Source organism: Streptosporangium brasiliense (assembly GCF_030811595.1).
GTDB classification, from domain to species: Bacteria; Actinomycetota; Actinomycetes; order Streptosporangiales; family Streptosporangiaceae; genus Streptosporangium; species Streptosporangium brasiliense.
On record NZ_JAUSRB010000002.1, the window covers coordinates 6,903,080 to 6,917,638 of the forward strand.

At 68.4% G+C, this 14,559-nt stretch carries 11 protein-coding genes and 2 pseudogenes; 5 read left to right on the forward strand and 8 right to left on the reverse strand.

Annotated elements, in window-relative coordinates:
* Positions 1 to 31: 31 nt before the first annotated feature.
* Positions 32 to 991 carry an alpha/beta hydrolase gene (locus tag J2S55_RS40280; protein WP_306872136.1) on the forward strand — a complete coding sequence of 320 codons (960 nt, stop codon included), beginning with the start codon at positions 32 to 34 and terminating at the stop codon, positions 989 to 991.
* Positions 992 to 1,306: 315 nt separating this feature from the next.
* Here the strand turns inward: J2S55_RS40280 and J2S55_RS40285 are convergent, their stop codons facing one another.
* The 3 genes from J2S55_RS40285 to J2S55_RS40295 all read right to left on the reverse strand — a co-directional run bounded on the left by J2S55_RS40285 (position 1,307) and on the right by J2S55_RS40295 (position 6,238).
* A complete protein-coding gene (locus J2S55_RS40285; protein ID WP_306872137.1) occupies positions 1,307 to 1,597 on the reverse strand; it encodes an SbtR family transcriptional regulator in 291 nt (96 codons plus the stop codon).
* An 809-nt stretch (positions 1,598 to 2,406) separates the two neighbouring features.
* Positions 2,407 to 5,736, reverse strand: coding sequence for an NPCBM/NEW2 domain-containing protein (locus J2S55_RS40290; protein ID WP_306872138.1), 3,330 nt, complete (start codon positions 5,734 to 5,736; stop codon positions 2,407 to 2,409).
* Between the two features lie 259 nt (positions 5,737 to 5,995).
* Positions 5,996 to 6,238 carry a hypothetical protein gene (locus J2S55_RS40295; protein ID WP_306872141.1) on the reverse strand — a complete coding sequence of 81 codons (243 nt, stop codon included), beginning with the start codon at positions 6,236 to 6,238 and terminating at the stop codon, positions 5,996 to 5,998.
* A gap of 230 nt (positions 6,239 to 6,468) precedes the next feature.
* Here J2S55_RS40295 and J2S55_RS40300 point away from each other — a divergent pair, with 230 nt between their 5' ends.
* Both J2S55_RS40300 and J2S55_RS40305 read left to right on the forward strand, forming a co-directional pair.
* On the forward strand, positions 6,469 to 6,669 hold the full coding sequence (locus J2S55_RS40300) for a hypothetical protein (RefSeq protein WP_306872143.1): 201 nt from the start codon (positions 6,469 to 6,471) through the stop codon (positions 6,667 to 6,669).
* Positions 6,660 to 7,346: a GNAT family N-acetyltransferase gene (locus J2S55_RS40305; RefSeq protein ID WP_306872145.1), complete on the forward strand. Its 687-nt coding sequence runs from the start codon at positions 6,660 to 6,662 to the stop codon at positions 7,344 to 7,346. Before J2S55_RS40300 ends, J2S55_RS40305 begins: the two co-directional genes overlap by 10 nt.
* 459 nt (positions 7,347 to 7,805) lie before the next feature.
* On the opposite strand, the pseudogene J2S55_RS40310 reads toward J2S55_RS40305, so the two are convergent.
* The 4 genes and pseudogenes from J2S55_RS40310 to J2S55_RS40325 form a co-directional block, all read right to left on the reverse strand.
* Positions 7,806 to 9,478: pseudogene (locus J2S55_RS40310) on the reverse strand (FAD-binding dehydrogenase).
* Positions 9,479 to 9,480: 2 nt separating this feature from the next.
* A complete protein-coding gene (locus J2S55_RS40315) occupies positions 9,481 to 10,596 on the reverse strand; it encodes a glycoside hydrolase family 3 C-terminal domain-containing protein (protein ID WP_306872148.1) in 1,116 nt (371 codons plus the stop codon).
* A 76-nt stretch (positions 10,597 to 10,672) separates the two neighbouring features.
* Positions 10,673 to 11,074, reverse strand: a pseudogene (locus J2S55_RS40320) (hypothetical protein); the annotation flags it as partial.
* Positions 11,044 to 11,412 (reverse strand): MFS transporter, encoded by a 369-nt coding sequence (locus J2S55_RS40325; protein ID WP_306872150.1) that lies wholly within the window; start codon positions 11,410 to 11,412, stop codon positions 11,044 to 11,046. The gene J2S55_RS40325 and the pseudogene J2S55_RS40320, both read right to left, overlap by 31 nt.
* Positions 11,413 to 11,430: 18 nt before the next feature.
* Between J2S55_RS40325 and J2S55_RS40330 the strand changes: the two genes are divergently transcribed.
* Complete coding sequence (locus tag J2S55_RS40330) at positions 11,431 to 11,910, forward strand: substrate-binding domain-containing protein (RefSeq protein WP_306872151.1); 480 nt, start codon at positions 11,431 to 11,433, stop codon at positions 11,908 to 11,910.
* A 77-nt stretch (positions 11,911 to 11,987) separates the two neighbouring features.
* Positions 11,988 to 12,431: a hypothetical protein gene (locus tag J2S55_RS40335; protein ID WP_306872153.1), complete on the forward strand. Its 444-nt coding sequence runs from the start codon at positions 11,988 to 11,990 to the stop codon at positions 12,429 to 12,431.
* A 571-nt stretch (positions 12,432 to 13,002) separates the two neighbouring features.
* Here the strand turns inward: J2S55_RS40335 and J2S55_RS40340 are convergent.
* Positions 13,003 to 14,481 (reverse strand): hypothetical protein, encoded by a 1,479-nt coding sequence (locus J2S55_RS40340; RefSeq protein WP_306872155.1) that lies wholly within the window; start codon positions 14,479 to 14,481, stop codon positions 13,003 to 13,005.
* Between the last annotated feature and the right edge of the window lie 78 nt (positions 14,482 to 14,559).

Below are 14,559 nucleotides of genomic sequence, written 5' to 3' on the forward strand. Positions count from 1 at the left end.
AGATCAAGGAAGTGCAGGTCAGGGGGGCGTGATGACAGTCGAGCATCGGATCTTGGAAGCGGGCGCGGGGCGCATTCACCTGGCGGTGCAGGGCAGCGGGCCGCTGGTGCTGCTGGTGCACGGGTTCCCCGAGTCGTGGTATTCCTGGCGGCGGCAGATGCCTGTGCTGGCGCAGGCGGGTTACCGGGCCGTCGCTCTCGACGTGCGGGGATACGGGCGTTCGTCCAAGCCGCGGGATCCGGCCGCCTACCGGATGCTCGATTTGGTCGCCGACAATGTCGCGGTCGTGCGGGCGCTCGGCGAGTCGTCGGCGGTGATCATCGGCCACGATTGGGGGGCGACGATCGCGGCGCACTCCGCGCTGCTGGCACCGGAGGTGTTCCGTGCGGTCGGCATCTTGAGCGTGCCCTACGCGCCGCCGGGCGGTCCCCGGCCGAGCGAGGCGTTCGCTCAGATGGGCGGGCTGGAGGAGTTCTACGTCTCCTACTTCCAGGAGCCCGACCGGGCCGAGTCCGAGATCGAGCCCGACGTGCGGGGCTGGCTTGCCGGGTTCTACCGCGCTCTGTCCGGCGACACCATGGCCGGCCCCGACGCTCCCGACCCGCATTTCGTCACCCGCGAGGGCGGCACCCTGCGCGAGCGGTTCCCCACCGGGGCGCTGCCGTCCTGGCTGACGCAGGAGGATCTCGAGTTCTACGCCGCGGAGTTCGAGCGGACGGGCCTGACCGGAGCGCTCAACCGGTACCGCAACATGGACCGTGACTGGGAGGACCTGGGTTCCTACGCCGGGGCCCCGATCGAGCAGCCGTCCCTGTTCGTCGGTGGCAAGCGGGACGCCTCCACCATGTGGCTGTCCGGCGCCATCGACGCCTACCCCCGTACTCTCCCGAATCTGAGGGGAAGCCATCTCCTGGACTGCGGCCATTGGATTCAGCAGGAACGCCCGGACGACGTCAACCGCCTCCTCCAGGACTTCCTCGACAGTCTCTGACTGAGCATTTCTGACGCCGCAGCCTGCGGCCCACAGGACGCGAGCGCCAGGTCGGGCCGCGGTGGCCGCAGCGGGCTTGCGCCGGTGTGTGCCCCGGCCACCGAGGACCGACATCCGTGGCCGCGGAATACCGGGGTGTCGGCCACGGACTCTGCGGCTGCCATAGTCTGCGTCGTCTGCTCGCTCGTGGCCTTGCCGGGCGCGGCGGCCAACCGGCCCGTGGCTGCCACCGGCGTGCCGGCCGGCGCGTAGAGGAAGGCGATGCGAAAGCCGCCCACGCACCCGGCGTACCTCACGCCGAGGGGGCCAAGGGGTTCACGGATTCACCGTGAGCCCGCCCAGCACGTCGTACATCTGCTGCGTGGTCAAAGGCGCGACGGGAAGCGGTCCTCGGACGGCCTCCGTACGCAGCCCGTCGAGCAGGAAGGCGACGCCCCGGCGCCACGCGCCGGGCGCGGCGCCGGCGGCTGCGCGAGCGAGCAGAGCGCTGCTGCCGAAGACGAGCAGAAGGTCCTCGCTGGTGAAGTCCGGGCGCAGGGAGCCGGCCCGCTGGGCGCGCTCGATGATCCGGGTGGAGGCGGCCTGCGCCCGGCCGCAGACGGCCATCAGCAGCTCGGCACGCGGATACCGGCCGCACCCCGCTGCCGGCCACCGCCGCCACCCTGGCCTCCTTCGTCGCCGAACTGGCCGGGCGCGGCCTGGCCCCGGCCACCATCGACCAGGCGCTGGCCTGTGTGTCGTCCGCGCACGGCAAGGCGGGCCTGGCCAGACCGCACACCACCGCCGCCCGCGACGCGTTGCGCGCCTACCCGGGGGTGAGGAACCGGCGGACAGCCGTTAGCGCTGAGAACGATCTCGTGGTGTCGTCCCTGCTCAACCGGGATCCCAGCCTCTCCGCGTTGTACCGCCTCCCGCGAGTTCTCGGCAGGGTTTGCGCTCTCCGAGAGATCAGGGTTTCGGCGACGGGCCGCCGCCCAGCGCACGGGACCGAAATGGCATGGGAACCAGCAGCGGGGCGGTGACCTGCGGTGATGCAGTCCCAGTGACCGGACAGAGTCTGTGATCTGGGGGCGTGTCTTGCCTGACTGTGGGCCGCTCGGCTCGATGATGCGATCACAGAGATGACCGGACGTCGCGGCAGCCCTGATCTCTGGGTCCGCGCTGTGCAGGCAGGTAACCGTATGAGAAACCCGCCTGGTTGGCGGTGGGGTATGCGTTGATGATGGCGTTATGGCTGTTCAGGGTTCGAGCTGGGTGCGGTGGGTCTGTTCGAGGCGTTCTTCCGCCGCATCAGGGCCGGGCAGATCCCCTGGTATCCGAGGTTCAAGGGCCGGAGGAGTGCCTGGCGGCCGTCGTGGGCACGCCTTTCGCCTCCGACGGGTCGCCCTGGAAGGGCTCCCCGCCGGTCTGGCGCATTATGACGTCAGCTTTGCTCCCGCCCAGTCCGCGTGGTCGCTGTTGATCCCGTCTCCCGCATCCGTCACCTTCAGCACCAGCGAGGTCACCCCGGCCACGCTGACGTCGATGGAGGCTGCCGCGCTGGACGGAGTCATCGCCGACGGACTCTGGTACAGCTTGACGCCGTCGCCCCAGACCTCGAACGTGACCGTCGCATTCGCGCCGACCTCGTCATCGACCCCAATATCCGATTGGAATCGGGAATAGGCGCCGTTCAGGGAGTAGGTGATGCTGCTCGTCGCATGCGTGCCTATCCCCTTGGCGTACGTGGTCCCGTTCAGGGTGATGGTGTGCCCATCGACGCTCCGGTCCTTGTGAAGGGTGCCCCACCCGATGGTGGGAGTACCGGTCCAGTTCAGATCGCTGAGGAACACCGCAGCGCCGCTGGAGGTGGTGACCGTGACCGCATTGCTGGCACCCGACACGTTCCCGGCGGAGTCCTTCGCCTTCACCGTGAACGTGTACGGCGTCGCAGCCGACAGCCCGGTCGCCGTGAAGCTCGTGCCCGTCGACGAGCCGGCCAGTGCCGTCCCGCGGTAGATGTCGTAGCCCGTTACCCCGACGTTGTCGGTCGATGCCGTCCAGCTCAGCCGGGTACTGCTCGACGTGACGTTGCTCGACACCAGGTTGGTCGGCGCCGTCGGCGCCTGGGTGTCCGCACTGACAAGTCGAGCGTTCGCCCAGTCGGCGTGGTCGCTGTTGATCCCGTCTCCCGCATCCGTCACCTTCAGCACCAGCGAGGTCACTCCGGCGATACTCACGTCGATCGACTGGGTCGGGCTCGACGCCGTCAGCGCCGACGGGCTCTCGTACAGTTTGACGCCGTTGCCCCAGACCTGGAACCTGACCGACGCGCCCGCGGAGATCTCGTCGTCCACGCCGACCTCCGCCTGGAACTTCGCGTACCCGCCGTTCAAGGTGTAGGTGATGGCGCTGTTGGCGTGCGTGCCGATGCCCTTGGTGTAGGCGGTCCCGGCCAGCTTGATGGGGTTTGAGTCGACGCTTCTGTTCTTCTGAACGGTGCCGAAGTCGCTCACGGCATTGACCCAGGTGAGATCGCTCAGATCGGCTGTCTGCCCGTTTCCGCTGATGGCGGTGGTGACGTTGACCGGGTCGCTGGCCGCCGAGCTGTTGTCGGCCGCGTCCTTCGCCTTCACCGTGAACGTGTACGGCGTCGAGGCGGAAAGGCCGGTCGCCGTGAAGCTCGTGCCCGTCGACGAGCCGATCAGCGTGGTGCCGCGGTAGATACCGTAGCCGGTCACACCGACGTTGTCGGTCGACGCCGCCCAGCTCAGATCCACGCTGTTCGAGGTCACCTTGCCTGTCGCGAGGTGGGTCGGCGCGGTGGGGGCCGTGGTGTCACCCCCTGGGCTTCCGGCGGTCGCGGTCACCGACGCGCCGGCGGTCACCGGCACCGTCACGTACGAAACCGTCCGGCCGTACAGCGACTTGGTCTGCGGCGTCTGTGGAGTGCCGTTCACGCTGATCGTGGAGAGGGTCCCGTAGAACTGGGCTTCCCAGGTGATGGTGGAGCCGGAGTTGTTGGTCAGCGTGGAGGCCGTCGTGCCGGTGTGCTTGAGCTTGAGGTCGTTGCCGCCGACCTTGAGGTGGTTGATTTCCACCCACGGCACCTCAGAGGTCAACCGCGGGACGGTGGCCACCTTGTTGTGCGGGGCGTCCGGTTGCACCCCCATCATGCCGTCGATGGTGCTGCTGACCACCGTGAACGAAATTTCCGGATATCCGTTCTTGTCAGCCATGAGCTTCTTGAGCCACGCCCAACCCTGTGAAGGCCGGTTGTACTGGTAGTACATCTCCGGCAGATAGGAGGTCGCCTCGACGTTCAGGTCGTCGTCATTGGCGGCGATGAAGTCCAGGTAGTCACCGGTCCTGGCGCCGTGGTCGCCCAGCCCCGTCAACATCATCAGGAAGCTGGCCTCATGCCCCCAACTGCTGTAACCCTTGCCGTCGGCGTCCTTGCCGCGGATGTAGCGGTTGGTCGCCGGATCCCACCAGTTCTTCTCGAAGTGGTCGCGTACCCGCTGGGCGCGGTCGGCCCACTTCGTGCTGTTGGCGTTGTCGCCCTTTTCCTTCAGGATCGCCGAATACGCGATCATCGACTGGTACTGGTAGCCCAGCGCATCGGCGGCGGAGACGAGATGTTCGTTCGGGAATTCAAAGAATGTCGCCGTGTATTCGCCGGGTTGCATCTTCGCGACCGGCTGCTCGCCGGAGGGATTCGCGTCGTTCCACGTCACCTCGTGATTGGTCAGAAACGGACCCATGGTCGAGTCGTAGTACGCCGAGAGGGTCGGATCGTTGATCCAGTTCTGGTTTCCCGTCCACTGGTACTGCTTGTAGGCCTTGGCCATCACGTTGAACGGCGACGGAAGTTCCCGAAATCCCGTGCCGTCGATGTAGTACATGCTCCCGTAGGAGCTGTGCGCCCAAAGCGGCCAGCCGTTCTGACCCGGATCGTCGGCATCGCCGGCGAACGTCTTCAGCATGGCGAAGGTCTCATTGTCCAGGCCAAGCGCGTGCGCGCCGTCCGACTGATGGGCGATGTCCCTGTTGTAGAAGGACTCCCGGTTCAGATAGGCGCCCCAGTAACCAGGCATCACCGTGGTGTGCATGGAATCCTTCAGCCGCCACCACTCCGGTTCATGCCCCATCATCGGGTTCCCGGGGTAGAACGTCATACCCAAAGCCCGGCTCTTGCCCCAGGTGAAGCCCTCGTTCAGCGCCGCGTTCGGTGAATCGATGCTCAGCGTGCTGGCCGGCGGACCCACGTACTCCTGGATTGTGATCTTGTCGACGCGCGGTGTCTCGTTGGCGGACGCGGCCGTCAGCTTGATGGTGTCACCGCTGTTGAGCGTGACTTTGCTCGACGTGTGGGTGTCGATGTTCGCGGGATCGGTGTAGTCGCGGCCGTTTCGCTGCGACGTGGCCCACGAATCCACGGTGGTGGAATTCACCGCGAGCGTGTAGGTGACTCCACCTGCGGTTTTTCCGTTGTAGCGCGTGATGAGGTCGTAGGTGCCGGTGGCGCCGCTGAATGCCTTGGTGGCGGTGCTCGACTGGCCGGAAACGCCTTGGACGTAATTCACGGTCTCGACCGGCGCGCCGTTGAAGGTGTGCTCCACGCTGGCTGTCGTGAAGTTGGACAGCGCCATGCTCTCGGCCTCGACAACGTACGACTGCGCCGCTCCGGCGGGTAATCCGGGGAGGGCGGACACGGCAAGGGTCGAAGCCAGTAAGGCCAGGAGCGCATGGGTGAGACGGCGCATCTGAAATCGATCCCTTTCGACGAGGAGCCGGGGCGCTGCGTTGGAAGATGTTGAACTATGGGGCCTATTGAGTGCTTCACAAAGATCAATGTCAACAGTTGTTTAGTTGGACGCGGGCGGCTATCCTCCGCGCGTCCATATGCGTATGCGTCGAGCCAGCCTGCCTCTCGGCATGGATCAGCTCGATCGAGCGAAAACTTTCATTGAACTCTTGCAAGAGGGGGTGTAACGTCCTGGCCAACACCACGCCCCGCAGGAGTCACTCCATGGATTGGCAGAGGAAGAGGTAGGTGGCCATGGCGGTCAGCGCGGGCCACATGACCGACAGCGCCCCCTGGACGAACAGCCGCGGCCGTCGGCGATCGGGCCGGTGACGATGGGCAGGAAGAAGCCGAGCCGTACGAACGAGCGGAACCGTAGTAGCGCCGAGTTGAACGCGACCGACATCACCTTGGGAAACCGGACCCATGTCTACGAACACCACCACGACGCGCTCGGTCACCGTCGAGGTCGAGCTCCCCGAGCCGGGCATCGAGGAGCTTCGAGACGGGTCTGCGCGCGGGCGGAATCGGGCCTGCATGTGCGTGATCGCTCACACGGCAGACCGAGATCGTTATCGCAGATGACCATGTGGAGTCAGCCATCCCCGAAGGTCTCCCGTCCACGCTCCACGGGGAGTGTGAGGCCAGAAGCCGCAGATACTCGGCAGTTGTCTGCGGTAGACCGTCGAGGATGGGGCAGCCGCCCGGCAGGCTGGACGGTGAGGCGTCGTGGCACTGGCTCGACGGTCCCGACCAGTACCGGTGGGCGGGGCTGCGGGTCCTGGTGGAGGCGTATCCGCCGACCGGCCGGGCCAGTGACCTGCGGCCCCCGCCCGCCCTGACCGTCTCCGGCAGCGACCTCGACCCGCAGGAGCGACGACCATGGCGGTGATCCGCCTGGCACGGCCGGGTGATGGGCCCGCGGTGGAGGCGCTGGCGAAAGTGGCGCTCGGTGCGGACGCCGCGACGCCGGTCGGACCAGGGGCGTTCGCCGCGGCGATCGACCGGCACGGCGGCCGCCTGAGCCTCCCGCACGGCACCGGATGCGCACTGGTGGCCGAAGCCGCCGAGAGCACACCGATCGGGCTGACCTACACCTGCGCGCCGGTGCGGCTCATCGAGCACTACGCCGAGCTGGGACGCCACGGGCAGCGGCGCCTGGCCGGTGTGCTGACCGAACTCGAACTGCTCACGGTGGCCGAGCACGCCCGCGGCGCGGGCGTCGGCACGGCGTTGCTCGCCGCCATGGAAGCGCGGCTGCGCTCCGGCGGCTGCCGCCTGGTGCTCGCCAAGGTCGGTGCCGGTGATCGGCTGGTGCTGCGCTGGTATCGCCGGCGCGGCTACCTGCCGGCCGTCCCCGGCGAGCCGGTCACCATCGACGTCGACGGAGCGATGATCGCCTTCGATGACGGTGGCGACGGCTACCGACTGGCGGTCAAATCCCTGGATCCGACCCAGCAGGTCCACCGCGGCAGCACCCGTACCGGCACCTACCTCGCCGTCACCCCGGCACGCCCATCCGCGACGCCACCGTGGTCTGTACTGCCGCGCGGGCGCCCGCGACGCTGAGCGCGCCCGCTGTCCGCCGGGTTCCCGCCGGTCCACTCTGACCCCACCCTGCTTTCACAGGGAGAGAGAACGACGAACATGTCCGACCGTCTCACCGGCCGCGACCGCGCCGCGCACGCCGACCATACCCGCCACCTGGAGCGCGAGCGCGCGCTGACCACCCTTCTCCACGAGGGTGGGTCATGACCGCCGCGACGGACGCTTCCGCCGACCCGGAACAGCAGCTCCTACCCCATGTCGCCGCCCATGCGGCCCTGTGGGCCGGCACACCGCGGCCAGCGTGACGACTGGCCGTATGCCAGCCTGGTCAGCGGCACCTACCGGCGCCAGCAGCAGACCCGCCGCGGCGGGGTGGCCTTCATCAGCGGGTCCGGAGTTCGAGTCCCTGACGACGCCCGGACGAGTCACCCAGTTCTGTCGCGGTGTGGGCTGCTGTCTGCCCGCACCCCGTGGGGTCGGTCAGGCAACCGCTTCGGCCGCGGCGCGACCGGCCTGTCGCCCGCTGAAAAGGCAGCCACCGAGAAAGGTCCCTTCGAGTGCGTTGAAGCCGTGGACGCCTCCACCGCCGAAGCCCGCAACCTCGCCGGCCGCATACAGACCGTCGATGGGAACGCCGTCCGGGCCGAGCGCGCGGGAGTGAAGGTCGGTCTGGATGCCGCCGAGGGTCTTGCGGGTCAGGATGTGCAGCTTCACGCCGATCAGGGGGCCGCCGCGGGGTCGAGGATCCGGTGGGGTACGGCGGTGCGGCCGAGGCGGTCGCCGAGGTAGCGGCGGGCGTTGCGGATGCCCTGGACCTGTGAGTCCTTGCTGTAGGGGTTGGTGATCTGGAGGTCGCGGGCCTCGATCTGCTGCCGGACCCGGTCGGCGTCGAGCAGGGGGCGGTCGGTGAGCTGGTTCATGCCGTCGATCAGCTCGTCCAGGGTGCCGGCCACGACGAAGTCGGCTCCGTGCCGCTTGAACGCCTCGACGGGGGCGGGGGCGCCCTTGCCGAGCAGTCGTGTGCGCAGGAAGGCGGCACGGTTCTTGCCGGTGATGTCGGGGTTCTGTTCGGAGCCGGAGAGTGCGAACTCTTTCTCGATGATCTTCTGGGTGAGGATGAACCAGGAATGATCGTAAGCGGCGATGTCCGGTGTGGTCCGGAGGTATCGCAGGGTGGCGAGCGTGTCGTAGCCCGGCAGGCAGGGATCGGGCAGCCACCGACCGAGGGCGTCGAACCACATCGAGGAGGGGCCCGGGAGGATGCGGATGCCGTGCGCGGGCCAGATCGGGTCGAAGTTCCGCAGTCCCTCGGTGTAGTGCCACATACGGTCGCGGTTCACCAGCCGCGCACCGGCGCGGGCGCTGATGTCGAGCATCCGCCCGTCCACGTGCGCCGGGACCCCGGTGACCATGCGCGAAGGCGGACTCCCCAGGCGCGCGGGCCAGTGGCGTCTGACGAGGTCGTGGTCGGCGCCGATGCCGCCGGTGGTCAGAATGACAGCCTGGGCGGTCAGTTCGAACGGGCCGGTCTCCTCCCGGCTGGTGGCGACACCGCGTGGGGCGTCGTCTTCGGCCAGCCGCTGTCCCCGCACGCCGCACACCGCACCGCCGTCGACGACGAGCTCGTCGACGCGGTGGCGGTGGTGGAAGGTGAGGAGACCGGCCGCGGCCGCCTGCTGGGCATACCGGACGAAGGGCTCGAGGACGCCGGGCCCGGTCCCCCAGGCGACGTGGAACCGGGGTACGGAGTTGCCGTGGCCGCCGGCGCGCAGGCTGCCGCGCTCGGCCCAGCCGACGGTCGGCAGGAAGCCGATGCCGTGACTCGTCAGCCAGGACCGCTTCTCCCCGGCGGCGAACTCGACATAGGCGCGAGCCCATTGCATGGCCCACGCGTCCTCGTCGTCGAGCCGATCGAATGCGGCACTTGCCTGCCAGTCGCTCCAGGCCAGCTCGGAGGAGTCCCGCACCCGCATGCGCCGCTGCTCGGGCGAGCCGACGAGGAACAGGCCGCCGAAGGACCAGTACGCCTGGCCGCCGAGGTTCGCCGGTCCCTCCTGGTCGACGAGGGCGACCTTCCGTCCCCGGCTGGTCAGTTCGTGGGCCGTCACCAGGCCGGCGAGTCCGGCTCCGACGACTATGACATCGGCCTGCATGGTCAAGATTTCCTTACGAGAGATGTGGTCAGGAGGTCGTGGGTCGCGCTGCGGGAGGCGTGGAGCAGGTATGGCCCAGCAGCCAGGCTCCACCTGCCCGCCTCCTCGTTCCAGACCTGGAAGGCCCGCGGAGCGAGCGCGATCTCTGCCTCGACGCTCTGGCCGGGCTCGGCGGTGACGGTGGCGAAGCCGACGAGCCGGCGGGCGGGCCGGTCCTCGGCGGCGTCGACGGGAGCAGCGTAAATCTGGACGGTCTCGCGTCCGGGCCGGGGCCCGGTGTTGCGCAGCCGTACGCGAACATGCTCAGCGGTGGCCTCCATGTCCTCGTACTCCCAGGTGGTGTAGCCGAGACCGTGGCCGAACGGGTAGGCGGGGGCGATCGGGTGGCGCTCCCAGGCCAGGTAGCCGATGAAGAGACCCTCGTCGTACCGCAGGATCCCGTGCTCGGGCGTCACCGTGCTGACGGGCGCGTCAGCGAGGGCGGCGGGCCAGGTGGTGGGCAGACGGCCACCCGGCTCCTGGGTTCCCAGGAGCACCTCGGCGAGTGCGTCTCCGCCTTCCTGCCCGGGGAACCAGGACAGCAGGATGGCCGCAACCTCCTCACGCCAGGGCATCTCGACCGGAGCGCCGGAGTTGACCACCACGATGGTCCGCGGGTTGACGGCTGCGACGCGGTGGACGAGTTCGTCCTGGATGCCCGGCAGCTTCAGGCTCGTGCGGTCGAAGCCCTCGCTCTCCACGGCTTCCGTGGTCGCGACGACCACGATCGCGGCGTCCGCCGTCCGCGCGATGGCGACGGCCTCCTCGATCAGCGCCTCGCCGTGCCCGTCAGGTGGCCGGTGGGCCAGGGCGAATGCCACCCCTTCGACGGGGCCGTAGGACAGCTTCGGCTCCGCCGCCAGCAGACTTACGGTCACCGGCTTGTCTTCCTCCAGGCTGATCGAGCCGCGCTCGATCGGGCGGCCGGTGAGCGCCTCCAGCGGGTCACCGTTCTCCGGCCGGTGGACGCCGTCGAACAGGACCGTGCCGTCGATGGCCAGGCGGAAGGCGCCGATGCCCTTGGTGCCGAAGTGGTGCGTGCCGCTCTCCGCGGGGGTGAACGTACCGGTGATCTCCACCGAGCCGAGTGCCTGGAAGTCGGCGCCGCCGGACCCGATCCGAGATCGGGCCGAACACCAGGGCCGTCACAACGATGCAGGCGATGTGGACCATCAGGACCTTCACCAGCACCGGACCGACGCTCTCCTCTGTGTAGCCGAACCTGCTCATCAGGAAGAAGGTCTGATAACTGATCAGGGTGACGTTCCCGCACTGGACGAGGAAGCGTGACAGCCAGGCCCACGCGAAGTCGGGATACTTGCGCAGGCTCCCCCAGTACGCCCTCAGCCAGCTTGCTGCCCGCAACGGCTGCCGCTCGGCGAGGGCCAGGCGCCGGTCGCGCAGCGCCACCACCAGCACACCGGCGCCGACCAGGCAAAACAGTCCGGGGACCATGATCGCCAAAGCGAGGTTCGGCAGGAACAGCTGGGCGAGGAAGACCCCGCCGACCGCTCCTAGCTGGGAGGTTATGCCGACCACGGCCGAGACCTTGCCCACTGGGCCGACGGCACCTGGTCGGGGATCACCGGGTTCAGCCCGGCGAGCAGGATGTTGAAGGTCAGCTGGGTGAGGGCCCAGGCGGCCACCAGCGTGCCGACGCCGGCCGCGGTGGCCAGGAGGCCCAGGCTCGCCACCCCCAGCAGGGCCCCCGCCACGATCCACGGCCGCCGCATGCCGAACCGGCTCGCCGTACGGTCCGACAGCAGCCCGAACACGTTCTGCGCCACCAGCGCCACAGCGGCTCCCACCGACAGCACCAGAGAAAGGACAGCCGCCTTGTCGTCCGGGCCACAGTTGCCGAGCTCGCCACCCGGCACCTGCTCGATCGTGGTCACCGGCAGCTCGCCTGTCTCGTGCCGGAAGGCGACATCGCGGAGCTCGCCCGGGCGCGATTCGACTCCGTCACCACCGTCGCCGGCCGTGCGGGCGTTCCCGTCCAGCGTGTCGACTGCACACTGGACACCGAGAGCCTCGCCCGGACCGTCCACTCCTGGCGCGACCCCGATCGGCGACCCGGCGCCGTCTACGTCTACGTCTACGTCTACGTCTACGTCTACGTCTACGTCTACGTCTACAACGACGAGTACGCTCTCGTCCTCATCCAGGCACTCGAGGACGCCGGGCTGCGCGTCTCGAACGACATCGCGGTGGTCGGCTCCGACAACCTTCCCCTCGGCTCCGCCCTGCGCCCGCACCTGACCACGACCTACCTCGACCTCGCCCCGGCCGCGGCGGCCGCGGCCGGGGCGATCGACTCCCTCCTCCAGGGAGGCGAGCTGAGCACAGACCTGTCCGCCGCCCGCCCGAAACTGGTGATCCGCGAGTCCGCGTGACGTTCACCGGGACCCTTGCATGATCTCGGTCCAGCGCCTGCGCAGGTAGGCAGTCCTGGGCCGGTCGGGCGCGTGCCATGAGACCGAGACGGTCAGCGCGTCGAGGCGCGCCTCGAGACGGGCTGCTGGCGCGCACCGCCGAACTGGAGCGCAGCGCCGAGCAGGCCGACGAGCGGGCCGAGGCTGAGGCCGCCGACCAGCGCGCCGCCGCGGCCGCCACCGAACGTCAGGCACTGCGTGAGGGTCGAGAGCACGCCGAGGCACGCGTCGCGGCGGATAAGGACGCCGCCCAGATCGCAGCCGAACGCGATGGCCTGCAGGCCACGCTGACCGCCGAACGGCAGCGCGCCATCACGGCGGCCGCCGAGCAGCAGAACCGCATCGCCACGCTGGAGGCCGCGCCCTGGCCGAGCACGGCCGCACCGGCGGCCCGATCTTCGTCCGTATCGACCAGCACGGTCACCTCGGCATCACCAGGCCCCGGCACGGCCGCCCCATCGGCGACCCCGCCGGGAGCCTGACGGTCCGGGCCGTCGACCCCATCATCGCCGCCGCCCGCCGCGCCGGTCTGCCCCCCGCCGACGCCGAGGGCCTGCTCCCGCACTGGTCCGGCCACTCTCTGCGCCGCGGCTTCGCCACCGCCGCCCGTCGCGCCGGCGCCGACCTGCTGCAGATCGGCCGCACCGGCGGCTGGGCGGATGGCTCCAAGGCGCTGCTCGGCTACATGGACGAGGTCGACTGCTGGGACGCCTCCCCCTCGACGACCTGCTGTAGTGCTCCTCGTCTGACCCGCCGATGCGAGCAGGAGGACGGACGTCGGCGAGCCCTTAACCTGCCCACCCCATGAGGGCTCCCACTCAGTCCCGGCCTCGTGGGTACGGCGCCAATGACCTGCTCAGCCGCTGCCTCTTCTGGCCCGCGAGCGTCTGTCCACCCGGCCCGCAACCTCCGGCCCGTGATGCATGCACTTACGAATTACATGTGAGTGCATGCATCACTCATCATTACCTCTTCAACTTCTCGAAAACTGTTCGAGAAGTCCGCGGCGTACTTGTATCGGATCGAACTCTCGGTTGTCACCAGGCTGTGGCCCTACTCTCCGTGCCGGCGGAGGATGAACCCCTTCTCATGGGCATCCGCACCGGTGGAGGCAACTGCCCATAGCGTGTTCGACCCCGGCACCCGGGTGATCGATGTCCTCGTCACCCGGTTCCAGGCGGCCTCGTCCTGGTCGGGGATGGGCAGGCTGGGACTGTAGGAGACGGCCCACTCACCGGCTGTGTAGCGGAGGAAGAGCACCTGCTTGGGGTGGGCCAGGTCGACGCCGCTGGCCCATACGGTCCCGGATGCGTCGGCGGTGAGGCCGGAGAGGTGTCCCCGCTCCACCGGTACCGGCACCTGGCGCCAGGATGTTCCGTCGTAGTGCAGTGAGATCGGCATTTCCAGCGTCTGGCGTTTGTTGTCTGGGTCGGGCGAGTTCCTGTGGCCGACCGCCCAGACGTTGTTCTCGGCCACTTGCCATACCTGGGTGAGCTGGCCGCCGGAGATCGGCGGGGTGGTGCTCACGTTCCACTTGGTGCCGCCGTCCGTGCCGTGCAGCACCAGCGGCCGGTTGTCCGCCGAGCCGACCGCCCAGTAGTCGCCCGCTGAGCCGACCGCCCAGATGTCGCCCGTCTTGCTGTGCGCGGTGATCGCCTGCAGTGAGCCCGGGGTTCTGAACTGCGTGGCGAACCCCTTGCTCTTCGTCCAGCTCAGGACGGTGGCCTTGCTGTGGCCTTTCCCGGGGTGCAGGACGCCGTATACGAGGTCTGTGTTGCCGGCGAACCACGGGCGCTTTCCGGAGACGGCTACGTCGGAGAACAGGATGTCGGTGTCGAGGCTCTTGTTTCTGTATGGGTGGTGTTCCCTCCAGCGGGAGCCGTTCCAATGTGCCGCCCAGGCGATGATCCCGTTCCCGGCCAGCCACACGTCATCGGCCGCTTTCACGCTGACGCCGTCGATGTATTGGGACCTCCCAGCCGGAGCGGTGGCCTGACGCCAGCGCGAACCGTCCCAGCGCTCGATGACCGGGTCACCGAAGTCGTCCTCCGTGCCGCCCTTTTCGCCGACCGCCCACACATCGTGCTCGCTAGTCGCGGCCACCTCCATCAGCGCGCTGGCGGAGGAGATCTTCGCTCCCTTCACGATGTGCCATTGTCCTGTTCCGTCGTTGATCGTCCTCGACCTTGGCGATGTTGGTGTCGTGATCTGCGGATTCCCAACCGACGAGGAAACTTTCGACAAGGAAGGCAATGTCGCCTGCGTCGACAGGGCGTCGGTCATCCCCCAGGCCATCGCTGACGAACTCAGACAGATCATAGGAACAGCAAGGACCGATAGGCGGCGGCCTAGGGTACGACGATCACTCATGTTAGGGAACCATGCCAGATTTTCACCCGTCAGTCTCCATCTCCATCGAGGGTGATGCGGGCAGGCGATGACGTCGGTGCGGGTCGAGGTGTAGGAGCAGGAGTCGATCAGGCGGGCGTCGGGGCGGCGGATGGAGGCGGTGTCGCGGTCGTTGTTCCACACGTAAGCACCCCTGTGATCCTCCCCTCGTACTGTGGAGATCTGACCTAAGGGGAGGTCGGATCGGTCCAACCAAAGACA